23 protein-coding genes are annotated in these 21,707 nt (G+C 42.3%); 13 read left to right on the top strand and 10 right to left on the bottom strand.

What is annotated here, in order from left to right; translation table 11 throughout:
• Positions 1 to 231: 231 nt before the first annotated feature.
• From H6G32_RS12110 to cysS, 3 genes are all read right to left on the bottom strand, one after another.
• Positions 232 to 1,581 (bottom strand): TldD/PmbA family protein, encoded by a 1,350-nt coding sequence (locus H6G32_RS12110; RefSeq protein WP_190458475.1) that lies wholly within the window; start codon positions 1,579 to 1,581, stop codon positions 232 to 234.
• Positions 1,582 to 1,718: 137 nt separating this feature from the next.
• Positions 1,719 to 3,158, bottom strand: coding sequence for a TldD/PmbA family protein (locus H6G32_RS12105; protein WP_190458473.1), 1,440 nt, complete (start codon positions 3,156 to 3,158; stop codon positions 1,719 to 1,721).
• Positions 3,159 to 3,183: 25 nt separating this feature from the next.
• The gene (cysS, locus tag H6G32_RS12100) at positions 3,184 to 4,623 is read right to left on the bottom strand and encodes a cysteine--tRNA ligase (protein ID WP_190458471.1); all 1,440 of its coding nucleotides are present in this window, start codon (positions 4,621 to 4,623) and stop codon (positions 3,184 to 3,186) included.
• A gap of 427 nt (positions 4,624 to 5,050) precedes the next feature.
• On the opposite strand from cysS, the gene H6G32_RS12095 reads away from it, so the two are divergent.
• From H6G32_RS12095 to H6G32_RS12080, 4 genes are all read left to right on the top strand, one after another.
• Positions 5,051 to 6,181 (top strand): CobW family GTP-binding protein, encoded by a 1,131-nt coding sequence (locus tag H6G32_RS12095; protein ID WP_190458469.1) that lies wholly within the window; start codon positions 5,051 to 5,053, stop codon positions 6,179 to 6,181.
• Positions 6,182 to 6,247: 66 nt separating this feature from the next.
• On the top strand, positions 6,248 to 6,691 hold the full coding sequence (gene dtd, locus H6G32_RS12090; RefSeq protein WP_190458467.1) for a D-aminoacyl-tRNA deacylase: 444 nt from the start codon (positions 6,248 to 6,250) through the stop codon (positions 6,689 to 6,691).
• A 113-nt stretch (positions 6,692 to 6,804) separates the two neighbouring features.
• Positions 6,805 to 7,140, top strand: coding sequence for a photosystem II reaction center protein Psb28 (gene psb28 / locus H6G32_RS12085; RefSeq protein WP_190458465.1), 336 nt, complete (start codon positions 6,805 to 6,807; stop codon positions 7,138 to 7,140).
• Positions 7,141 to 7,228: 88 nt separating this feature from the next.
• On the top strand, positions 7,229 to 7,765 hold the full coding sequence (locus H6G32_RS12080; protein WP_190458463.1) for a MogA/MoaB family molybdenum cofactor biosynthesis protein: 537 nt from the start codon (positions 7,229 to 7,231) through the stop codon (positions 7,763 to 7,765).
• A 293-nt stretch (positions 7,766 to 8,058) separates the two neighbouring features.
• Here H6G32_RS12080 and mraY read toward each other — a convergent pair whose 3' ends face one another.
• Positions 8,059 to 9,162 carry a phospho-N-acetylmuramoyl-pentapeptide-transferase gene (gene mraY, locus H6G32_RS12075; protein WP_190458460.1) on the bottom strand — a complete coding sequence of 368 codons (1,104 nt, stop codon included), beginning with the start codon at positions 9,160 to 9,162 and terminating at the stop codon, positions 8,059 to 8,061.
• Between the two features lie 84 nt (positions 9,163 to 9,246).
• Positions 9,247 to 9,489, bottom strand: a complete 243-nt coding sequence (locus tag H6G32_RS12070) for a DUF3134 domain-containing protein (protein WP_190458458.1) — start codon at positions 9,487 to 9,489, stop codon at positions 9,247 to 9,249.
• A gap of 241 nt (positions 9,490 to 9,730) precedes the next feature.
• Between H6G32_RS12070 and H6G32_RS12065 the strand changes: the two genes are divergently transcribed.
• The 5 genes from H6G32_RS12065 (at position 9,731) to mdh (ending at position 13,343) form a co-directional block, all read left to right on the top strand.
• The gene (locus H6G32_RS12065) at positions 9,731 to 10,315 is read left to right on the top strand and encodes a PAP/fibrillin family protein (protein ID WP_190458456.1); all 585 of its coding nucleotides are present in this window, start codon (positions 9,731 to 9,733) and stop codon (positions 10,313 to 10,315) included.
• Positions 10,316 to 10,567: 252 nt separating this feature from the next.
• Positions 10,568 to 10,780, top strand: coding sequence for a photosystem I reaction center subunit IV (locus H6G32_RS12060; RefSeq protein ID WP_190458454.1), 213 nt, complete (start codon positions 10,568 to 10,570; stop codon positions 10,778 to 10,780).
• A gap of 165 nt (positions 10,781 to 10,945) precedes the next feature.
• Positions 10,946 to 11,794, top strand: a complete 849-nt coding sequence (locus tag H6G32_RS12055; protein ID WP_190458453.1) for a DNA-formamidopyrimidine glycosylase — start codon at positions 10,946 to 10,948, stop codon at positions 11,792 to 11,794.
• 207 nt (positions 11,795 to 12,001) lie between these two features.
• Positions 12,002 to 12,217 carry an NAD(P)H-quinone oxidoreductase subunit O gene (locus H6G32_RS12050; protein WP_190458451.1) on the top strand — a complete coding sequence of 72 codons (216 nt, stop codon included), beginning with the start codon at positions 12,002 to 12,004 and terminating at the stop codon, positions 12,215 to 12,217.
• 145 nt (positions 12,218 to 12,362) lie between these two features.
• Positions 12,363 to 13,343 (top strand): malate dehydrogenase, encoded by a 981-nt coding sequence (mdh, locus tag H6G32_RS12045; protein ID WP_190458449.1) that lies wholly within the window; start codon positions 12,363 to 12,365, stop codon positions 13,341 to 13,343.
• Between the two features lie 239 nt (positions 13,344 to 13,582).
• On the opposite strand, the gene H6G32_RS12040 is transcribed toward mdh, so the two are convergent.
• Together H6G32_RS12040 and H6G32_RS12035 are read right to left on the bottom strand one after the other, a co-directional pair.
• The gene (locus H6G32_RS12040) at positions 13,583 to 13,855 is read right to left on the bottom strand and encodes a translation initiation factor (protein WP_242046568.1); all 273 of its coding nucleotides are present in this window, start codon (positions 13,853 to 13,855) and stop codon (positions 13,583 to 13,585) included.
• 185 nt (positions 13,856 to 14,040) lie between these two features.
• Positions 14,041 to 14,535, bottom strand: coding sequence for a hypothetical protein (locus H6G32_RS12035; RefSeq protein WP_190458447.1), 495 nt, complete (start codon positions 14,533 to 14,535; stop codon positions 14,041 to 14,043).
• A gap of 564 nt (positions 14,536 to 15,099) precedes the next feature.
• Between H6G32_RS12035 and H6G32_RS12030 the strand changes: the two genes are divergently transcribed.
• The 3 genes from H6G32_RS12030 to H6G32_RS12020 are packed head-to-tail and all read left to right on the top strand — an operon-like array spanning position 15,100 to position 19,187.
• Positions 15,100 to 15,759 carry a hypothetical protein gene (locus H6G32_RS12030; RefSeq protein WP_190458445.1) on the top strand — a complete coding sequence of 220 codons (660 nt, stop codon included), beginning with the start codon at positions 15,100 to 15,102 and terminating at the stop codon, positions 15,757 to 15,759.
• A 45-nt stretch (positions 15,760 to 15,804) separates the two neighbouring features.
• The gene (locus tag H6G32_RS12025; protein ID WP_190458443.1) at positions 15,805 to 17,694 is read left to right on the top strand and encodes a hypothetical protein; all 1,890 of its coding nucleotides are present in this window, start codon (positions 15,805 to 15,807) and stop codon (positions 17,692 to 17,694) included.
• A gap of 2 nt (positions 17,695 to 17,696) precedes the next feature.
• Positions 17,697 to 19,187: a DUF1802 family protein gene (locus H6G32_RS12020; RefSeq protein WP_190458440.1), complete on the top strand. Its 1,491-nt coding sequence runs from the start codon at positions 17,697 to 17,699 to the stop codon at positions 19,185 to 19,187.
• Positions 19,188 to 19,252: 65 nt separating this feature from the next.
• Here H6G32_RS12020 and H6G32_RS12015 read toward each other — a convergent pair whose 3' ends face one another.
• Genes H6G32_RS12015 through H6G32_RS12005 form a run of 3 tightly spaced genes read right to left on the bottom strand, consistent with a single transcriptional unit; the run spans position 19,253 to position 20,293 of the window.
• Positions 19,253 to 19,615 (bottom strand): aspartyl protease, encoded by a 363-nt coding sequence (locus H6G32_RS12015; protein WP_190458438.1) that lies wholly within the window; start codon positions 19,613 to 19,615, stop codon positions 19,253 to 19,255.
• Positions 19,612 to 19,929, bottom strand: a complete 318-nt coding sequence (locus tag H6G32_RS12010; RefSeq protein WP_190458436.1) for a hypothetical protein — start codon at positions 19,927 to 19,929, stop codon at positions 19,612 to 19,614. The genes H6G32_RS12015 and H6G32_RS12010 overlap by 4 nt, the downstream gene beginning before the upstream one ends.
• 46 nt (positions 19,930 to 19,975) lie before the next feature.
• Positions 19,976 to 20,293, bottom strand: coding sequence for a hypothetical protein (locus H6G32_RS12005; RefSeq protein WP_190458434.1), 318 nt, complete (start codon positions 20,291 to 20,293; stop codon positions 19,976 to 19,978).
• A 256-nt stretch (positions 20,294 to 20,549) separates the two neighbouring features.
• Here H6G32_RS12005 and H6G32_RS12000 point away from each other — a divergent pair, with 256 nt between their 5' ends.
• Positions 20,550 to 21,578 (top strand): hypothetical protein, encoded by a 1,029-nt coding sequence (locus H6G32_RS12000; protein ID WP_190458432.1) that lies wholly within the window; start codon positions 20,550 to 20,552, stop codon positions 21,576 to 21,578.
• Positions 21,579 to 21,707: the final 129 nt, after the last annotated feature.

Here is a 21,707-nt window from a genome sequence, read left to right as displayed (position 1 = left end):
TTGGACATAGGTTGGGGTTTTGAGCTAGAAGAGAATTAATTAAAGCAGGAAGATTACAATTAGAAAATCAAATCTTTAGATTAATCTCACGCAAAGGCGAGGCAGCGCGGTCTTGGGGGTTTCCACGCCACGTGCTTTAAGCCGGGGAACCCGTCCAACGCAGTGGCTCCCCATGAGCAACTGCCGTCGCAAAGGCGCAAAGGGTTAAATTAGCATCTTTGCGCGGGATGATTACAAAGTATAGGTGAAATCGTTTACCAACATACCGGGAACTAAAGAACCGCCTAATTGGCGACTTTCGTAAGTTCCGACTTCGGGAATAAATTCTTGAAAGTTGGTTAAATCAATTAGATTTTCTTCACCCCAGAAGCGATAGAGACTTTCGTCAAAACGCAGGTTTTCGATGGGGGCGATTATTTCGCCGTTTTCTACCCAAAAACAGGCGTAACGGGTCATACCTGTAATTCTACCACTGGGGCGATCGCTCCAATTCAAGTAATGCAAATTTGAGAGATATAATCCTGTATCTAAACTTGGCAGAATCTGCTCAAATGCTAAATTACCAAAACTCACTTCCGGCGCACGTAAAGTTTCTGAGCCGTTAGCGCCATTGGCAATTTTACCATATTCCTTAGCGGTGCGAGAATTCACTAAGGTATTTACTAAAATTCCTTTATCTATTAAGGGTAACTCTGGTGCAGCCATTTCTCCCAATTCATTAAATCGCGGGACTAAACCCCGCTGAAAGTTTTCTTTTAAACTAAATTTTGGCGAAAGTTGTTTTTCTTGACGCCATAAAGCAGCTAAAGCACTATTTCCTTGTTGGATATCTGCTTGGCTGATAGCCCCCCAAGAAAGCATAGTTAATAAATCGGCAACTGCGGCGGGTGCAAAATAGGTTTTGTATTGTCCCCTTGGCAATTCTTTAGGAGTACGAGAAAGCAGTTCTAATTGTTTCTTGGCTTCGCTGATTTTGGCTATATAAGCAGGTTCATTCCAATCGCTGCCGGCAAATGTGCCTTTAACGGCTTGCCCAGAATTGCTAAATAGAGAATAATCCAAGGTGAAACAATCGGTAGCAAACCAGTGTTTTTGTCCGCTGGAATCACCGTAAGCTTTAACTACCAATCCCCCAGCATAGATACCAGTGAAATCTAATTCTGTCACCAGTTCTAGCAAGGTGGGAACTACTGCTTCTGCTGCTAATAATTTCCCTGGATTAACTTCCCGACTGGTATTGGTTCCTGTGGGTAAAACTAAATAAGGATCAACGGGTAATAGGCTAATTTCTGCCCGGAGTTCTTGCAAAGCTGTGTATGCTACTTGCCAATCTATTTCCCAATTGCCAGTAAAGGGAAACTGCTGATAAGCGCTGCGCTGATCTTCCATCAAAGTCAGTTTAATCCAACCGTCAGCGACGCAACCAGTTTGGCGGACTTTGGCATGATTGAACCGGGTAAATTGACTTTTTTCGCTGCTGAGTCTGACGGTGAATTGTTCGCTTTCTGCTTTTTTGATCAGTAGAGTTTCAATTAGTTGATTAAAACTAACTTCTAAAGCAGATAATTCCTCAATCTTCATGGTTATCGTATGGGTTAAATATTGAAAGTGGGATAAATATAAGGTTAAATGTAGAGCAGGCGTCTGGCCTGCTGCTAAATGACAGGCTTTTCGGCTTGTCCTACATTGATGAAAGGCAAGATGCTTGTTTTACGAGTTTAATTTCCGCCGCCGAAAACTTCGACATTAGTAAATAGACAAACTGGTGAACCATGTCCTACAGTAATTGCTTGATTTGGTTCACCTTTGCCACAGAAAGGTGTGCCGTACATTTGCCAATTGGCAGCATTTCCGACTTTGGTTAAGCTGTGCCAAAATTCTGGTGTGGTGGCGCGATAGTTGGGATTGCGGAGGGTTTTGGTGAGTTTACCGTTTTCTATTAATTTGGCGTATTCGCAACCAAACTGAAATTTATAACGGCGATCGTCAATTGACCAAGATCGGTTAGATTCCATGTAAACGCCATGTTCTATTTCGGCGATGATTTCGTTAAAGGTGGCGTTTCCTGGCTCTAAATTCAAGTTGGCCATGCGGTCAATGGCTGGTCGATTCCATGAGCAAGCACGGGCACAGGCAACCCCTGGTATACCTGCTCTAGCTTGACTTTCCAGGCTCCCTAAACCTCTTTGGAGTACGCCGGCTTTGATTACATATTCCCGTGTCGCTACAGCGCCTGTATCATCAAATCCGTAGCTGGCAAATTCACCGGATACGGTGGGATCAAAGGTGATGTTTAGTTTTTCTGAGCCATATACTAAGTTGCCAAAATCACTTTTATTCACAAAGCTGCCGCCGGCGTAGTTGCGCTCATCTCCTAAAATCCGGTCAATTTCTAGGGGATGTCCGATGCTTTCGTGAATTTGCAGCATCATTTGGTCTGGGGCTAAAACTAAGTTGGTGCGGGTGGTTGGGCATTCGTCGGCTGTTAGTAGTTCTATTGCTTGTTCGCCTACTTGCTGGACTTGATGCCATAAGTCATCTTGTTTTAATAGTTCCCATCCGCCTTGGTAACAGTTTGCGTGGGGGCCGTTGTTGGTGCGTTGCTGGACTGTTGCACCATTTTGAGCGATCGCACCATAATGCGTTCCCAATGAGATAAATTTTTGATATACCTGTGAGCCGTTGCTGCTGACAAACCAAGTCTCTTTCTCGCTGGTGCTAGCGCTGGCTGTGGTTTGCACAATCTTTTCGTCAACTTTCAGCTTCTGGCAAATGCGAACGAGTAAATCGTTGATTTCCCCCGGACTGAAGGCATCTAATGGCTCTAAAAACGGCGAGTTGTACTCCCCCACGACTTTCGGACGTGTACTTTCACTGAAGGGATAAATCCACCATTCCCTGGCTGCTAATGCCTGGTTGTAGGCTGTTTGAGCAGCAGATTGTAGGGCTGAAAGTTCTAGGGAATTGGTAGCGGCATAACCCAAACAGCCATTTACCAAAACTTCTAGCATAGCTCCCACTGTGGAGGATTTGCCGTTAGCTTTGGGTAAGCCATCACGAACATAACGGGTTGAGTTCTTTTCTTTGACGGCTCTAATCCCAATCCAATCAGCGGGAATATCAAAATGAGCGATCGCATTTGTGAGTTCAGAAAACATGATTACAATTCAAAATTCAAAATTATTAATTCCTGTGCCAGCGGGTTCCTTCTCGGCTATCTATTAAGGTAATACCTTTGACTAAAAGTTCGTCACGAATGCGATCGCTTTCTGAAAAATTCTTCGCTTTTCTCGCTTCTTGCCGTTTTTGAATAAAATCCTCAATTTCCCCATCACTTAAACCATCTTTTACAGGTGTTTCTACTTCTGGCTTGGCTTCTAAACCTAAAACATCAGCTAAAGTAACGAGTGTTCGCCATGTTTTGAGTAACTCATCTGCTGGTGTGTCGGTTTTTCCTTGATGTACAAGAATATTTCCCTCGCGGATTAATTCCTTGGCTAATTCAAAGATTACTGCTAACCCACCAGGAAAATTAAAGTCATCATTCACAGCTTCTGTAAAGCGTTCAAAGTAGGAATTAGAAATTGGCTGATTCCCAGTCCCTATTACCTTACTGTGTTGATAACCGAAGAGTAATCCTTCTCTGAGAGTATGCCAACCGTTGGTTGCGGCGGCGATCGCCTCATCGGTAAAATCAATAGGCTTGCGATATTGTGCCATCAACACAAACAACCGTACCGCCATCGGCTCAACACCGCGATCTAGCAATTCGCGAATAGTGATAAAGTTGCCCAAAGACTTGGACATTTTCTCACCATCTACTTTTACCATGCCATTGTGCAGCCAGTAATTAGCTAATGGTTTACCTGTCACCGCTTCCGATTGGGCGATTTCATTTTCATGGTGAGGGAAAATTAAGTCAGCACCGCCAGCGTGAATATCAATGGTATCACCCAGGCGATCGCGCACCATAGCCGAGCATTCTATATGCCATCCCGGACGGCCTTTTCCCCAAGGTGACTCCCAAGCAGGTTCCCCCGGTTTTGCAGCCTTCCACAGGGCAAAATCAAAGGGGTCTTTCTTTTTTTGATATTCTGGATCTTGGACATTGACGCGATCGCTAGCACCGACTTGCAAATCATCTAGCTTACGTCCTGAAAGCTTGCCATACTCATCAAAATGCCGCACTGCATAATAAACATCGCCATCAGCCGGATAAGCAAAGCCTTTGTTTTCCAACTCATGAATTAACCGCTGAATCCCATTCATCGTATGGGTAGCACGGGGATATTCATCAGCTTCTTTAATTCCCAACCGCCCCATATCTTCAAAATATGCTTGAATATAGCGATCGGCTACCGCTTCCATCGTTGAATGTTCTTCACGGGCGCGTCGGAGAATCTTGTCATCAATATCGGTAAAATTTTGGATATAGCGGACTTCATAGCCGATAAACTGGAGATAGCGACGCACTACATCCCAGACAATACAAGCTCTAGCATGACCCAAATGGCAGTAATCGTACACTGTCACGCCGCAGTAATACATCCTAACCTTTCCAGGTTCGACGGTTGTAAACGGTTCCTGACGACGGGTGAGAGTATTGTAAAGGGTTAGGGTCATAGCAATTCAAAATTCGCGGATTCAAAATTCACAATGAAAAATCCAGTATTGGCAAGTATTCTGGCTATTGACTGTAAGCAAACTAAATATGGGACAGCTTAACAGAGTAATGCCGAAGAAGATACGCAATAATAGGGTAAAGCAACTGGGATGACAGTCCAGCATCCCTATGCTAGTACAGCAGAGCGAAAATAAACCAATTATTCAAAATAACCGCGAAGCTGGTTTCATCAGCTTTTTGAATTTTGCCGAAAGTGGGCGGTGTCGGTTTCCGTCCCGCCCAATTTTCCCAGATGAATTTTGAATTTCGCTTTCGTGGTGCTAGTGTTTTCTGGACTATCTGCGCTACACTTTGCAACTTCTGATTTGGTTCCAGCAGCCGATTAGAGTTCTCTCATATTATTTGACTTTTTTTCATAACTGCGATATGCAATCAGTAGTCACTTCCCAATCTCAAGCAATGGACGCGCCAAAACAAGGCTTACCAGTAACAATTATTACGGGTTTTCTTGGTAGCGGCAAAACCACCTTACTCAATCATATTCTGACCAATCAGCAAGGTCTAAAAACCGCTGTGCTAGTCAATGAATTTGGCGAAATTGGCATCGATAACGAGTTAATCGTTTCCACTGATGAGAACATGGTGGAACTGAGCAACGGTTGTATCTGCTGCACAATTAATAATGATTTGGTCGATGCCGTTTACAAAGTCTTAGAACGGGAAGAAAAGCTAGATTATCTAGTTGTAGAAACAACTGGACTCGCAGATCCCCTACCAGTAGCCATGACATTTCTTGGCTCGGAATTGCGAGATTTAACCCGTCTAGATTCGATTATCACTGTGGTAGATGCGGCTAACTACAGCCTGGATTTATTCAACTCTCAGGCAGCATATAGCCAAATTGCTTATGGTGATATAATTATTCTTAACAAGGCAGATTTGGTTGAAGAAGCTACTCTGAATGAAGTAGAAAGAAAAATTTGCGAAATTAAGGAAGATTCACGAATTATTCGCACCAAGCGATCGCAAGTGCCACTACCTTTAATTCTCAGTGTTGGTCTGTTTGAGTCTGACAAATATTTTGAAACAGCGGCAGATGACCACGACCATCATGAGCACCACGACCACCATGACCACGACGATCATGACCATTCTACCTGCGGTCATGACCACCACGATCATGCTCATGATCATCACGATCATCACCACCATGACCACGATCATTCCAACCACTTAGAAAATGATGGTTTTACCTCGATATCTTTTCAGAGTGACAAGCCTCTTGCTATTAGGAAATTTCAATATTTCTTAGATAATCAGCTTCCTGCTACTGTCTTCCGGGCTAAGGGGATTATGTGGTTTGATGAAAGTCCCAATCGTCATATTTTCCACCTGTGCGGCAAACGCTTCACTATGGATAATGATGATTGGAAAGGTACACCAAAAAACCAGCTAGTGTTGATTGGTCAAAATCTGGATAGTGAGACTTTACTCACTCAAATCGAAAATTGCGTTTGTTCACCTTCCCTCACTCGCGGTAAAGGCTTCGGGAAATAGTCATTAGTCATTAGTCATTAGTCATTAGTTATTAAAATGGCAAAGGACTAATGACTAATAAAGATTATGCGCGTTATCATTCAGCGAGTTAAATCATCTCAAGTTACCGTTAACGGAGAAATTGTTGGCAAAATTGGGCGGGGGTTAAACTTGCTTGTTGGCATTGCCGATACTGATACTGATGCTGAACTCGACTGGATGGTACGGAAGTGTTTGGAATTGCGGCTGTTTCCCGATGATGATGGGGGGGAACGTTGGCAAAAATCTGTGCAAGAAATTGGCGGACAGCTACTAGTAGTCAGTCAGTTCACTCTTTACGGTGAATGTCGTAAAGGTCGCCGTCCTTCCTTTGACCGTTCAGCCGAACCCAAATTAGCAAGGAATTTGTACGATCGCTTTGTTTCTAAGCTACGCGCCAGCGGTTTGCAGGTACAAACCGGCGAATTTGGGGCAATGATGGAAGTAGTGATTGAAAATGACGGGCCTGTGACTTTAATACTTGAAAAATAATTTCCTTAAGTAATATCACTTAAAAATAAATATCCATAGCCTCTAGTACACTGGAGTTCTAAATGATGAGAGAATATTAAATTAACCATTACAAAACTTTAAACTCTCTGATCATGGCAAAAATCCAATTTTCAAGAGGTATTGACGAAGAAGTAGTTCCAGACGTGCGCCTAACGCGATCGCGCAGTGGTGACCAAGGCACAGCGACGTTTATTTTTACCAATCCAACGATTTTGGGGCAAAACAGCACCGAAGATGTTACCGGGATGTACATGATTGATGAAGAAGGCGAAATCATCACCCGCGAAGTTAAGGCTAAATTTATCAACGGCAAACCGGAAGCATTAGAAGCAATTCACCTCATGAGAACCCCCGAAGAATGGGAGCGCTTTATGCGCTTTATGGAGCGGTATGCTAAGGAAAACGGTCTCGGATTGAGTAAATCTTAAGCGGTCATTAGTCATTAGTCATTAGTCATTAGTCATTAGCTAAAGACTAAAGACTAAGGACTCTATATAGCAGCTTAATAACTTGCCTATGACACTACAACCCCACCCAGATAAACCAGGAATAGCGGTAACTTGCGCTGTTGTTACCGTCAGCGATACCCGTTCCCCGGAAACAGATAAGAGTGGTCAACTGATTCAGCAATTACTCCTTGGCGCGAACAGCGGGCGTTTCGCCATCGCCACCTACACAATTATTAAAGATGAACCAGCCCAGATTCAAGAACACATAGAACTCCTGGGTAAAAGTGCAAATTTAGATGCTGTGATTTTCAATGGTGGGACGGGGATTGCACCGAGAGATACCACCTATGATGCCATTGAGAAGTTGCTAGAGAAGACTTTGCCGGGATTTGGTGAGTTGTTTCGCTTTTTAAGTTATCAAGAAATTGGTTCAAGAGCGATCGCATCTCGCGCTGTTGCTGGCGTTTATCAAAATAAATTAATCTTCTCCCTTCCCGGTTCTAGTAACGCTGTGCAACTGGCGATGTCCAAGCTAATTTTGCCAGAACTCCCCCACTTAGTCAGCCAGATGGGAAAGCGCTCATCGTCAACAATTAAAAATTAAAAATTGTTCGTGTAGCTTGCGCGTAGTGAAGACTGTTACATCAGGGGATGTAAACCTCGACTGAAACACAAGCTACATATAGACGAATGGGTATTCGACCATAACATCCTGATAAATAGGGTTCCTGTTACACAAATTGCAACAAGGACTTTAGTCCTAAGTCCTATTTCCTCAAGCCAAGAGAGGGCACAGAGCCGCTAACTACAAACCTTGAATGACTTACTCCTCAGCAATAAAAAACCCCCTGTAGAGGCGGGGGTTACTAATCGTTCTTCGACTATTTGTTTAAAAGTTCAGAATTTACCACCCACCAAACAGATGGTAGCCAAAATAGTGGCGATTAAATAAAATACGGCAACAACTTGCAATTCTGACCAGCCAGTGAGTTCTAAGTGATGGTGTAGGGGAGCCATTTTAAATAGGCGTTTACCTTTACCATCGGGGCCCTTAGTGGCTTTGTAATAACTCACTTGAGCCATTACAGAAAGGGTTTCTACGAAGAAGATACCGCTGAGAATGAACAGGGCTACTAAGCTATTAGCCAGCAGTGCTACAGCAGCCAAAGCTCCTCCCAGCGCTAGAGAACCAGTATCTCCCATAAAAACCCGGGCTGGGTTGCGGTTATGAGCTAAGAAGCCTAAGCAACTACCACTCAAAGCTGTACAAAAAACCATCAATTCTGGTGAGGTGGGTGCAATTAGAACACCTAAGGCAAAAAGTGCGATCGCCACTGTTCCAGCCGCCAAGCCATCAATCCCATCTGTTAAATTAGTAGCATTACTTTCTGCCACTAACACAAAGCCAGCTATAGGCCAAAAGAGTAATCCTAAAGGTAGAGAAAAACTCACCCAAGGTATGGCGATATTTGTTATACTTGAGTCTTGGGTAAACATCAACCACAGACAAAATACTGCTGCAAAAATAATCTGCAAAGCCAGTTTCATCCGGGGCGATATACCTTTATTGGACTTACGGCGGAGAATTTGCCAATCATCAATCCAGCCAATCAAACCGTAGCTTAGTGTTAAAGCGGAAACGGCAAGTACATTTGTTGCCCAGTTAGAGCAAATACAGGCAACTACTAAGGCAACAGGTATAAAGAAGATACCACCCATCGTCGGTGTACCTGCTTTTTTGAGATGGGCTTGAGGCCCATCCTCGCGGATTATTTGCCCAGTTTTGAGTGCTTGTAGCAGGGGTATTACCCAGTGTCCCACGACCGCTGAACCCATAGCACACAATAAAAGGGGCATGGTTAGCGACGTAGTGTGCCAGGGTAACCTATTCCCCATCCAATCTAAAATCAATGCTGCCACACTCAGCCCTAAAGCCAACAAAGAGGCTAGACCGATCCCAGAAACGTTTAATTCTTGGTCAGGAGATAATTTAGCGTCCACAGAAAACTTCCCTTCACTCCACACTTAAAAAAGCTGAACAGCAGTCTGTTAGGGATAAAACAGAGTCCCTAAGACTGCAAGAGGCTAATCCTCACCTATCTTGATCTCGTCGTCATCATCATCATAGTCAAGGTCGGCAATTCCGTCATTTCCACCCAGAAACTCAGATATTTCTTCTTCCTGATCGGAAAAATCTGGTTCGTGAACGTTACGCGCTATGATGCGACCGCTAGACTCTAACCAGTTCAAGAGAGAGGTCTCTTGCTTTAAAGGAATTACAGATGCTCGCTGGTTACGGGGTTCTTCACGTAGGGGAGAATTCAACATATCCACGAAAACAGGAAGAGGTTTATGTAACTAGACATTAAGAGTCTATCATTTGATACGAGATAATTTAGTTATTCATTCAAGTCTTTGATTGCCAAATCCGAATCAAACAAATTTTTTTTATTTAATAGCAGTATGGCATACCAGAAGACAATCTTAATCAGCTGTATGGCTATATACATGGGGCATTAATCAAATATTAATGCCGATTTTGTGCGAATATTTTTTGAGGTGACAGGCGATGATAGGAAAAGCGGCTCTTTTAAATGTAATCGCTGGTACAAATCGCGGTTTGCTGGCCACTGAGCCACAGAAACAAGCTATCTTAGCAGCGATCGCTAATTTAGAAGACTTCAACCCGACACCACGGCCACTATCAGCGAGTGACTTGCTGGATGGTAATTCGCAACTACTATACACCACCAGTAAAGCTTTATTAAATTTAGATCGCGTACCCCTAAATAAACTTGGTCAAATTTACCAATGTATTCGGGTACAGACTAGCACTGTTTATAACATAGCCGAGATTTCTGGTCTACCAACTCTAGAAGGATTAGTCAGCGTTGCTGCTAAATTTGAACCCTGTTCAGAACGTCGCTTACTTGTGAAGTTTCAGCGTTCTATTATTGGTTTGCAACGGTTAATCGGCTACAAATCGCCAGCAGATTTTATCCAACAAATTGAAGCTGGCAAAAAATTTACAGCGATTGATTTTCCTATTAAAAGTGGTCAACAACAAGGCTGGTTGGACATAACTTATATAGATAACAATCTGCGGATTGGTAGAGGCAATGAGGGGAGCGTGTTTGTTTTGAGCAAAGCATGAGATTTTTTGCAAGGACTGTTTGCGAACGAACTTACTCTATTACGTAGGCTTTGTCAAGAGCCGTCTAGCTACCTATTGGTTTTGGTACATGGGGATGGGGGGTGGTAAGAAATTACAACCGAAAACTGACCACTGACAACTGACTAAGTAGACAAATAACTTAATAAAGCTTCTAGCGGCGACCTACAGGTTGTAAAGTGAAATCAATTAGCCCTATTCCTTGACGATTGATTATTAAAAGGGAAGATCCTCATGGTTCAACGTGGTTCTAAAGTACGTATTCTCCGCCCGGAATCCTACTGGTTTCAGGATTTAGGAACCGTGGCGACTATTGACCAAAGCGGCATCAAGTATCCGGTAATTGTCCGGTTTGAGAAGGTCAATTACGCTGGTATCAACACCAATAACTTTGCTTTGGATGAATTGGTAGAGGTGGCACCTCCAGCAGTGAAGGCGAAAAAGTAAGCAGTTAAGCTACAAAGGGCTAGTTTGATGGGATTATAGAAGAAAGTGTGGAGCCTGGAGTCTGAAGTCTGAAGTCTGAAATTTTCAGTGCCTTCATGCTTGGTTCTTGCCCATGTCGGAATTTTATATTCCAAAAACATTAAATTGCTCGCTTAATCAGCTTAAATGCCTGAATTGCCTGAAGTTGAAACAGTGCGGCGGGGTCTAAATCAATTGACCCTCAGCCAAAAAATCACGGGTGGAGATGTGTTGCGCGATCGCACCATCGCCTACCCGTTTTCTGTCGGTGAGTTTGTCGAGAACGTTAAGGGTAGTACTATTGCTTCTTGGCATCGTCGCGGCAAATATCTCCTGGCTGAACTCTCCCCCCTCTCTTCATCTCCCCCCACTTGGTTAGGGGTTCACCTGCGAATGACTGGTCAATTACTGTGGCTAGATCAAGATGAACCATTACACAAGCACACGCGGGTAAGATTATTTTTTGGCGAACGCCTAGAATTGCGTTTTGTAGATCAGCGCACTTTCGGGCAAATGTGGTGGGTTCCCCCCGGTGTGGCGGTCGAAAGCATTATTACTGGTTTAGCGAAACTGGCAATAGACCCATTTGCACCAGAATTCACCGTAGATTATTTAGCAGATCAACTGGAAAAGCGCCGCCGTCCCATCAAAACAGCCCTACTAGATCAATCAGTGGTAGCGGGATTAGGCAATATTTACGCTGATGAAGCCCTGTTTAAGAGTGGTGTACTACCCCAAACCCTCTGTACAGATTTGCAGTGTCAACAAATTCAGCGTTTGCAAGCTGCAATTATTCAAGTGTTATCAGCTAGTATTGCAGCTGGTGGCACGACTTTTAGCAATTTTCTCAATGTTAAAGGCGTTAACGGTAACTATGGCGGTGAGGCCTGGGTTTACAACCGTGCCGGTGAACCCTGTAGAGTTTGCGGTAATTTGATTCAGCGCATTAAGCTAGGTGGGCGATCTAGCCATTTTTGTTGCCAATGTCAGAAGTAGATCCCCCCAATCGGCTTTGAGTTTGTAGGATAGACGTTTCCCATCCTTGGGTTATGAAAGAATACCTTTGGTATTACAGCAGTTTTCATCTATTTGAACCACATCTGTCCTAGGGGCATAGCATTGCTGTGCCCCTACCGCTTTCGTGACGCCTATTCTAAGTTAAAATCCTGATTAAAAGCATTTTTAAACTTGAGAGGGGAAGTTATGGCAGTTAAAAAGGGTGATATGGTTCGCGCTGTTCGCGAGAAGTTGGAGAATAGTTTAGAAGCAAAAGCTAGTGATTCTCGCTTTCCATCTTATTTGTTTGAAACTCAGGGCGAAGTTGTAGATATCAAAGGTGATTACGCCCTGGTTAAGTTTGGGAAAGTAGCAACACCAAATATTTGGTTAAATATGGAACAACTGGAAGAATTTAAATAATTGGGAATTGGGTTCGCCAATTTTAAATTTTAGATTGGGGTTTGGTAAATATAGGCAGAAAATTCTGCCTAATTATCGAAATCTCAATTGAAATCCAAAATCCAAAATCCAAAATTGAATACCCATTACCTCTTAACCTTAAATTATGGTTTCTTCGCCGTCCTCTTCAATTTTGTGTAATTCTCCCCGTGTCACTATTGTAGGTGCGGGTAGGGTTGGCAGTACTTTAGCCCAACGGATTACTGAGAAAAACTTGGCAGATGTGGTGTTGTTGGATATTGTTGCTGGTATGCCTCAAGGACTGGCGTTGGATTTGATGGAGGCGAGGGGAATTGAGTTACATAATCGCCAGATTATCGGCACAAATAACTATGCTGATACATCTGGTTCGTCAATTGTGGTGATTACGGCAGGATTTCCCCGCAAACCGGGGATGAGTCGGGATGATTTGCTGAAAACCAATGCCAAGATTGTGGTAGAAGCAGCGAAGAATGCGATCGCCTATTCTCCCAATGCTATTTTTATTGTCGTCACTAATCCCTTGGATGTGATGACCTATTTAACTTGGCAGGCTACAGGTTTACCACGCGATCGCATTATGGGTATGGCTGGGGTGCTAGATTCCGCCCGTTTTGAAGCCTTTATCGCTTTAGAATTGGGGGTTTTACCCGCTGATGTCAAAGCGATGGTGTTGGGTAGCCACGGGGATTTGATGGTACCTTTACCCCGTTATGCCACTGTTAACGGCATTCCCATTACAGAATTGCTGGATGCAGAGACAATTGAACGCTTGCTAGCAAGAACCCGCAACGGTGGTGCGGAAATTGTCGAATTAATGCAGACTGGAGGGGCTTTTTTTGCCCCTGCTTCCGCTACTTCTGTGATGGTGGAATCAATTTTGCTGAATCAGTCGCGGTTGTTGCCGGTGGCGACATATCTGCAAGGTGAATATGGTTTAGAAAATGTTGTGATTGGCGTCCCCTGTCGCTTGGGATGCGGCGGTATTGAGTCTGTGTTGGAATTGAGTCTCAGCGATGGGGAAAGGGCGGCTTTGCGGGCGTCGGCGCAATCTGTGCGTAAAAATATTGACCGGGCCCAGGAAATTTTGGTTGCTATTCAGGGGTAGTTTTTTGTCCCCTTAATTAACCGCAATTTCCCGGAACCCCGCCCCTAAATCCTCCCCGCTTGCCAGGAGGGGAATTATTTTGGTTAGGATTTAAAGGACAGAAAATAGCAAATATGGGGTATGGTTTGAGTCCTAATTCGTGGGTTAGGGAACCCACGCTACGGGTAGGATGTGTTCCCTAACGCCTCAGAAAAGCCTGAAAAGAGGGTAAATTTGTAGGGTGCGTAAGTCCTATTAGTTTAACGGCGGTATTCCTCATCTGCGGGGTCGCCATAGGGGTCTTCGCTGGCTGGGCGCACATCACCGTAAGATGCGGGGTCTGCGGGGTCGCCATAAGGATCTTCGCTGGCTGGGCGCACATCACCGTAGGAGGCGGGGTCTGCGGGGTCACCATAAGGGTCTTCGCTGGCTGGTCGTACTTTGCCGCGATATTCGGCATCTTGGTCAACTTCAGAGTCCTTTGTTCCTAAGAACAAATCCTTCGCCTTTCGCAAAAAGTTATCTACCATCATTTATCTCCTGATTTAATTTTCCCTGTGCCAATACTTTTCGGTTATTGATCAAAAGCGGAAGAAGATCCCCCGAAGCCCGCTTTTTAAGGCAGGGGGATCGAGTTTTAACTGAGAAGTATGGTTTCGTGTTCCATCTGTGCGATCTGCTGAAAGCCACTTTGGGTTTACACACAGGCTTCAGTTAGCTAAAGTGCTGGGGCGGGGCTGGAAGTTAAGTTAGTTAGATCGCGACCTGTGGGACGGTTGTTATAGCCTTGAAAGTCCCGGTACTTTTGCGCTTCAGATTCAGGAACTTGTATTCCTTCTGGTGGTGGAGTTACCCAGTGAGCTTGCCCTTTAGCATCACGGTAATATACGCGCCCATTTTTGGAGAGGTAATACTTGCCCTGCGCTCCTTCTGCTTGAGAATTCTTATGCTGGTTGTAGAGGTAGTAAAGTGCCGCTGCTCCCGCCAAAAGCGCTACTTTCTGCCCAGTGCCTAACCCCTTTTTAGCTTCGGGTTGGGTTGCGGGGTTATTATTACTGACTGTTCTACCGATGGAATCGTCAACAGGTGGCGGCGGTGTTGCGGTTCGGGTTCCTCCACCGCAGCTACTCAGTAAGGGTACCATGAGGAGTGCTGAAAGTAGCACCGCTAAGAGACGGGAAGCTGTTTTACGTTCTCGGTATATTGCATTCATCAGATTTTGTCCTCACACTGGGTTTGCTAAAAGGCGTACTGTGGCAAAAACAGGGTGGTAATTCCTGCTATTTTTTCTGCAATTGAATAAGCATTTGCCGCTGTTTTACAACAGCACTGATAAAGAGTTTCTCTTGGCATGATGAAGCAATTTCTCAAGTTTTCCATCCTGCTGTTGATATAGGCTGGATTACTTATCTCCTGGGGAATATGACAAAAGATTAACCTCAAATAGTCCTGACGGACATCCCTCTCTATGCGTTGGAGAGGGAGAGGTAAAGCGAATAGCAGAACCAGGGTGAGGTTTTAACCCTAAATTGCATCGAGAGAGACTTGTGTGTAAACCGTAGGCTTACGGGGTGGTGTATGTAATTGAAAAGTCCTCTAATTGTTGCAATTTTTGTAAAATTTAAACAAACAAAATACGTGTAATCTCTGGATTTATCCTTTGAGTAAATATCTGAATTTCTTTATGAAATATATAGAAAATAACAAAAGTTTTTTCTCTGGCTAAGGGAAAAAAGAAAACTATTATAATTATTATTCGTCAAATAAGGCACATAGTATGGTTACTAAACAAAATATTTTACAGGCTAATGCAGCTACAACTCGTTTGTTGCTGGCTTTATGGGATTTGGGAGGGAGAGAGAAGGAAGTAGCTAAAGGTCAACTCACTAAGCGAATTATATCTAAGGGTAAGAAGGTTGCAGATTTTCAGGAGATATTTGCGGAGTTAGAAAAGCAGGGTGCGATCGCAATTTCCAAAAAAGGATACTCTCTCACATCTCCCAAGGGTTTAGAGGTGTTGGGTGCGGGTTTGCGACATAGCGAGTTTAAGTTTGAGGGAACTATTGTCGGTACTTGGGTTGCGAATGCGTTGCTGAAGTGGATTAGTCAGATTGATGTAGCGGTGGTTGCGTCTGGGGATGGGGTGAAGAGTGCAAGCATTGCTTCTTACGACGAGTTTAAGTCTGTAGCGCTAGAAGTCTACGACAAGTTGAACTATGAATACAACTTTAATCATCTAGTGCCAATTTACCGCATTAGGAGAGAAATAGGCGATCGCATAAGTCGTACTGAATTTAATGATTTTCTGCTAGAAATGCAAGCTGACGATATTTTCCAACTTCAAGGGGGAACTATAGAAGATAATGCCAGCGACAAAGTAGAAGATTCTATTAGTACAAAACTTGATGGACTACGCTGCTACGCCATACGTTTATAACCTTAAATCTTGTTTCAACTTCTCACACCTTAACTTCACAATACTATGAGTACTAACGGATCTACCATTGACGAACTGATTAGAAATCACAACCCATTTGCAGGACATATCGTTGTCAGATCCCAACAAGTATGGGGTAAAAGCTTTCCTGATGTTCCTTCAATTAATGCTCATGCTTCTGATGCAGTTTTTGAAGCAATTGAAAAAATTAGTAAGGGAAAACGTGAAATTGTAGGTATCACAATTGCATCTCCAAAAGGCGCAGGTAAAAGCCATATTATTAGTCGTATTCGCCACCGTCTACAGGCTGACAATAGCAGCTTATTTATCTATGTGAGTAAATACGATAACTTGAATTGCATTAAGTCTCAGTTTCTGCAAAGTGTTGCCTCTAGTCTCAGAGCTTTTGGAAGTCAGAAAGTAATGCAGTGGCAAGAAATTGCAGCAGCTTTAATCAACGAAGCAAAATCATGGAAATTTACACCACAACAGTATATTAATCAATATCCAAATTGGTTAAATCAATATTCAACTAAATTTCTTGATAACTTGACAGAACTTATTCAGCAAATCAAGCCTGAAATCACTAATCCTTACATAGTCAAAGCGATTTTGTGGACACTTTCTCCAGCCCATGCGAATTTTGCAAATTTTTGGCTATCGGGCTTGGAACTAACACAGGCTCAGGCTGAAGCAATGGGTTTACCAAATCCTAAAACTGAAGATAGAGAGGTTGAGGCATTAAATACTGTTCGCCAAATTCTCGATATAACTAGCAATTACAAAATACCAGTAATTTGCTTTGATGAATTAGATAATTCGGAAGTTTCAGGCTCAGGTTTTACAACAGCCCAGGTTATTGCAAACTTGGTTAAGGATATGTATAACAGTCTGAAGAAAGGTGTTTTTCTGCTGACAATGTACCGTGAAACTTGGGAAGATCAAATCAGGCTTTTACCACAAGCTGAAGCTGTTATGGATAGATTAGTCAGCAATCAAGTTGATAGACTACCAATCCGACTGAAATTTTTAAATCCTGATGATGTTATTGCCATAGTTAGTCAATGGTTGCAAGAGTTTTATAAAGAACATCAACAGACACCTCCTCATCCTCTTTATCCATTTGATGAAAATGAACTCCGAGAACTTGGGAAACAAAGACCGACCGTGAGAGCAGTTTTAAAATGGTGCGCGGATAATTTTAATGGAAAAACCCTACCAAAGAAAGATGATCCACCCAAACCAAAAGACATCCATCCCCATCTAGTTAAACCGTATTTTCTGAGTGAATTAGTACACCTACGAGCTTCTATCAATTTACTGCTAGATGATGAAGTAATAATTGCCAAGGCACTTAAATTTTCTTTTGATAGGTTAATAGGTGAAACTATAGAAGGTGTGACAATTGAAAAAATTGAAGAAGTACCTAATCAACAACATATTGATTTTAAAATTATTGGGAATAAACAACAAGTAAAAATTGGGGTAGATGTCATACAGCAACCAAATGGTAGTAGTATCGCAGCAGCGTTGAGTAGATTAATTGATTATCATAAATATGATTTAACTCGCGGTTGCTTGGTGCGTTCAAAGGAAATTTCTACTACTGCTAAATTAGCTAGAGAAAACTTGAGAATACTGTTAAAACAAAAGGGTGGAGAATGGGTAGGGTTGCAAAGCCAAGATATTAAACCTCTTTTAGCTATCTTGTATGTTTGGGACAATCGTAAGAGTTATGAATTGACAGAGGAGCAGATTTTTGAATTTATAAAACAGAAACAAATCGCTATCAACAATCCTCTAATTCGAGAAATTTTAAGTGATCCTTCTGGTCAAGAACCGACTAAATTAACTCCTGATGGATTACCTGTTAGTATTCCTCAAAGTGCTGCAAATGCTGAAAATATTCAAATGAGTGAACCCATAACTAAATAGAAATGACTCAGCAGTTTTCACTTCCAACAGCACTGTGTCTACCCGTCCCTGATATTGAAGCCTTAATACAGGGACGAACAGTTGCAGCTTTACCCAGAATGTTTCTTCGTCCAGGACAGAGATTTGCACTTTATCCTGTTGATGTTTCAGCAAATCAGCTTTCAATTGAAAAATACTACCGCCCAAATTTTTTACCAAATGCTCAAACTGCTATCAAACAAGTTAATTCTGAGATAGTTTCAATTAAAGGTTGGGCTAAATGTGAACTTTGCCAAATTCTAGATAAATCTAAACCGTTAGATATTTTGTCTCAATTGACAATATGGGCACCAGAAGCATTTGAAGCAATAATACAGAAACAACAAAATATTTTTCTCGCTTACTTGCGCGTTTATCATTTGTCTCAGTTCTGTAAAGTTCCAGTTAATGCAAATATTCAAGATAAATTAGGTAAATTTGTGGGTTTATCTAATATTGCTTCTTCTGAAGCTAAACCTGTATTAAGTGAGCAAATATTTACCCAACGCAAACGCCAATTAGAAAATCTAGAACCTCCTCAAAATCGTGAATTAGAAGAATTGCAGAGTACTTTATCGCAAATATCCTACACCAACCCAGCAGCACAGCAATTAGAAAATGATATTAAAGTCTTTTTGGGTTGGGGTAGTGAGCAAAGTGCAAATAAACTAGATTCAGATTTAGCTTGGGTTAGAAAAATTGCTAAAGTTGGTAATTCTAGTGATGGTAACGAGTTTGAAAAACTCGTTCGTAAAAGCTTTGTCACACTAGGCTTTTCTTGTTCTAATACGAATTCTCAAGCTAACCTAGATCCTGATAAACTAGGTGGTGCTGGTGGGTTAGATTTTTATTGTGAGTATCCTTATCGAATCGTTGGAGAATGTAAAGCTACTAAAACAGAAAAAGTTCCTGATGGTACAGCGGCACAACTTGTAAAACTGGGATACAAGCATTTACAACAGCAATATAATAGTTGTATCAAAATCATTATGGCTGCTGGTGAATTAACAAAACCTGCTGAATCAACTGCGAGTGGAAATCAAATGAACGTTATTCGTCCTGAAACCTTACAAAAATTAGTTGAATTAAAAGCAAAACACCCAGGTTCAATAGATTTATTAAACTTAAAACCATGCTTAGAAAACGAACCTTTTGGTGAAGCAGCCGATGATAAAATAAATCGCTATATTGATAACCTCTGGCAAGGTATTAAATTGCGTTCAAACATTATCAAAACAGTTAAAGAACTCTCTAAGCAACAGAGTGAAATTTCGTCAGCTATACATCAACAGGTTACAGTTACAGAAATTCGTGTTCATTACAACGTGACTCATAACCCCAAACTAACAGATGAAATAGCTTATGATTTACTGATAGAACTATCATCACCCCTAACCGGCTACTTAGGACGTGAAAGATTAAGTGATGGGAAAAACGATAAATTTTACTACCTGCGCGACCTACCAATAAACTAAAAATAACGAATTTTCTCTTCTTTTCTTTCTTACCTTAGCGCTCTTTGCGCCCTTTGCGGTTCGTTTCATCCCAAAGTTAAAATACCCGCTTGAAAATTCACCACTAAAGGCAGAAACCTCAACCATTCCGAACCTAATAAAATCTCTGTGATTTTATTCCCTGCAAATACTGGAATTTCATACTCTTCTCCATCCAATATCACCTTACCTAAATACAAATCAAATATTTTTTCTCCCTGTGCTGTAATCAGTTCTTGCTCACGAACAAATTGCCAGTCTAGAGCATCTAAATCTTGTTTGTTTATAGCCATAAATCCTGTAAAGCCAGTATCTAACATTATCTCCACAGGTAAATTTAATCTATCATTAGTAATCAATTCAATTTCAAAAAATAGTTGCCCCTCATCACCAAAATAACCCTGTATCATATTCTGCCAGTGGCTCCAGTTTCATTTAGGCGAAATGCACAATGTACAGCATTTGGGTGTTTTTCTCGTGCTTTCTGACTAGCTACTTCAATGTCTTTATCAATAAAGTAATCACCGCTATCTGGCTCCACTGCAATATACCAGCCATAGTGGTTCTCGATATATTCAGGAAGGACACGCTCAAAAATTGCCCGACAACGTTTATGAAAAACTTCTCTTTCAGCTTCGCGTTTAGCTAGTTCTTCCGGTGATAAAGTCAATTCGGGGAAAATTCGACCTCTACGTGTAGGTGACTTTGGTGTTGATTGAGTCATAACTATTTACCTAACTGTAACTATTAGTTTAACTTAAAATAATCTTTTATATTCTGCCAGTTGCTCCAGTTTCGTTCAAGCAAAAAACACAGTGATCACTATTTGGATATTTCTCATGGGCTTTTTTATGTGCAACTTCTTTATCCTCATCAATCAAATAATTACCACTATTTAGCTCAATAGCAATATACCAACCATAATGTTCTTGAATCAACTCAGGACGTACACGCTCAAAAATTGCCCGATAACGTTGATATTGTGCTTCATTTTCAGCTTTGCGTCTAGCTAGTTCCTCTGGTGATAAAGTGCGTTCTGGGAAAATTCGTCCTCTACGAGTTGGTGGCTTTGGTGTTAGCTGAGTCATAAATCCTACCTATTGCTGTTGTTTTAGCTTTATTTTACAATAATATCTATCGCCAAGGACGTTCCGTAATTGAATTTTTTGAGCAAGCTATAAAAGCGATAGTTAATCCTGATGTGCAAGCACCATCTTTAATACCTCAAGTTTAGACCTGAATCCTTACAATTTTTACGTTTATTTCCCAAAGTTCGCGGTTTATTGATAATATACGAAAAAGGGCAATCTTTCTGCTTTTTTCTCTTAATTTTGAGGTATTTTTGTGGCAATAGAACTTTCAAATCTAACGTTTACTAATAAGGCTGACATTGTTCCAATATCAGGGACTGAGCAAATAATCAATACTGGCATCGCCAATACCTTTGCTGGCAACGACATCATCACAGGCACTATCACTGGCTCTGATCGCTTCGGCATCCTCAACTCTGGCACCATCAATACTGGTGCTGGTGATGACATCATTACTGGTATTTGCGACGAAAATACCATCATTCCCGGTGGTGGCATCCGCAACGAAGGAGGTACCATCAATACCGATGATGGTGACGACATAATCACTGGTACTGGACAGGCAGGCAGTGGCATCTTTACCTCACTCGGCACCATCAATACTGGCGATGGTAACGACAAAATCATTGGCACTGCCATCGATTCTGGCGTAAATGTCAACTACCAGGGCATCATTGATACTGGAAAGGGCAACGACATAATCACTGGTACTGGCGGCTACGGTGTCGAAAACTATTTCATCATCACTACCGGCGATGGTAACGACAAAATCACTGGCAATGGAACTCTCACAGGTGGTTACGGCATCGTCAACGTCGGTACAATGGATACTGGTGCTGGTAACGACAAAATCACTGGCACTAACACTACCGGCTGGGGCATCTACAACTATTCCGGCAGTACTATCGATACTGGCGCTGGTAAGGACAAAATCATTGGCACTGGCAGTACTGGCATCTACAACAACGGTATCATCAATACTGGAAATGGCGAAGACTCTATCATTGCTGATGGAGGCTTCAATGGCATTGGCAGCGTGTTTTTAGGAAAGGATAAAGACTATCTCAAGGGTTTTGGTAGTGGTAATTTCTATGGAGGAAGCGGTAAAGACACACTGGAATTAACGACAGGAAATTATACTATCGGCATATCGGGAGCAACAGTGAACTTCACGAGTAATGGCATCACTATGAACACTTCCGAATTTGAGAAACTCATAGCTGGTAGCACAAAGTATGACTTCGCCAGTTTGACTGATGGTCAGACAATTATTGTTGCCTAGCAACCTGTTCGTTTCTTGCTTTTTACTTGTTAACAAGTTTTACTTTTGCCTTTGTCGTCGTCGATAATCCCAAGGCTTCTCTTGGTTTGGGTTACTCCACACCCCGGACTTGGATGCGATCGCTATCTT

Origin of the sequence: Cylindrospermum sp. FACHB-282 (genome assembly GCF_014697195.1) — a bacterium.
In the GTDB taxonomy this organism is placed as follows: domain Bacteria; phylum Cyanobacteriota; class Cyanobacteriia; order Cyanobacteriales; family Nostocaceae; genus Cylindrospermum.
The sequence above is the reverse complement of the archived record's forward strand: the minus strand, read 5'-3'. Positions and strand labels throughout refer to the sequence as shown.

Excerpts from the sequence above, each read along its gene's own strand:
- H6G32_RS12015 (WP_190458438.1), bottom strand. The coding sequence starts at position 19,615 with ATGATACAGGGTTATTTTGGTGATGAGGGGCAACTATTTTTTGAAATT.
- H6G32_RS12110 (WP_190458475.1), bottom strand. The coding sequence starts at position 1,581 with ATGAAGATTGAGGAATTATCTGCTTTAGAAGTTAGTTTTAATCAACTA.
- H6G32_RS12025 (WP_190458443.1), top strand. The coding sequence starts at position 15,805 with ATGAGTACTAACGGATCTACCATTGACGAACTGATTAGAAATCACAAC.
- H6G32_RS12050 (WP_190458451.1), top strand. The coding sequence starts at position 12,002 with ATGGCAGTTAAAAAGGGTGATATGGTTCGCGCTGTTCGCGAGAAGTTG.
- H6G32_RS12070 (WP_190458458.1), bottom strand. The coding sequence starts at position 9,489 with ATGTTGAATTCTCCCCTACGTGAAGAACCCCGTAACCAGCGAGCATCT.
- H6G32_RS12065 (WP_190458456.1), top strand. The coding sequence starts at position 9,731 with ATGATAGGAAAAGCGGCTCTTTTAAATGTAATCGCTGGTACAAATCGC.
- H6G32_RS12005 (WP_190458434.1), bottom strand. The coding sequence starts at position 20,293 with ATGACTCAGCTAACACCAAAGCCACCAACTCGTAGAGGACGAATTTTC.
- H6G32_RS12060 (WP_190458454.1), top strand. The coding sequence starts at position 10,568 with ATGGTTCAACGTGGTTCTAAAGTACGTATTCTCCGCCCGGAATCCTAC.
- H6G32_RS12030 (WP_190458445.1), top strand. The coding sequence starts at position 15,100 with ATGGTTACTAAACAAAATATTTTACAGGCTAATGCAGCTACAACTCGT.
- H6G32_RS12095 (WP_190458469.1), top strand. The coding sequence starts at position 5,051 with ATGCAATCAGTAGTCACTTCCCAATCTCAAGCAATGGACGCGCCAAAA.
- H6G32_RS12010 (WP_190458436.1), bottom strand. The coding sequence starts at position 19,929 with ATGACTCAATCAACACCAAAGTCACCTACACGTAGAGGTCGAATTTTC.
- H6G32_RS12020 (WP_190458440.1), top strand. The coding sequence starts at position 17,697 with ATGACTCAGCAGTTTTCACTTCCAACAGCACTGTGTCTACCCGTCCCT.
- H6G32_RS12105 (WP_190458473.1), bottom strand. The coding sequence starts at position 3,158 with ATGTTTTCTGAACTCACAAATGCGATCGCTCATTTTGATATTCCCGCT.
- dtd (WP_190458467.1), top strand. The coding sequence starts at position 6,248 with ATGCGCGTTATCATTCAGCGAGTTAAATCATCTCAAGTTACCGTTAAC.
- H6G32_RS12040 (WP_242046568.1), bottom strand. The coding sequence starts at position 13,855 with ATGATGGTAGATAACTTTTTGCGAAAGGCGAAGGATTTGTTCTTAGGA.
- H6G32_RS12080 (WP_190458463.1), top strand. The coding sequence starts at position 7,229 with ATGACACTACAACCCCACCCAGATAAACCAGGAATAGCGGTAACTTGC.
- H6G32_RS12035 (WP_190458447.1), bottom strand. The coding sequence starts at position 14,535 with ATGAATGCAATATACCGAGAACGTAAAACAGCTTCCCGTCTCTTAGCG.
- cysS (WP_190458471.1), bottom strand. The coding sequence starts at position 4,623 with ATGACCCTAACCCTTTACAATACTCTCACCCGTCGTCAGGAACCGTTT.
- mdh (WP_190458449.1), top strand. The coding sequence starts at position 12,363 with ATGGTTTCTTCGCCGTCCTCTTCAATTTTGTGTAATTCTCCCCGTGTC.
- H6G32_RS12055 (WP_190458453.1), top strand. The coding sequence starts at position 10,946 with ATGCCTGAATTGCCTGAAGTTGAAACAGTGCGGCGGGGTCTAAATCAA.
- psb28 (WP_190458465.1), top strand. The coding sequence starts at position 6,805 with ATGGCAAAAATCCAATTTTCAAGAGGTATTGACGAAGAAGTAGTTCCA.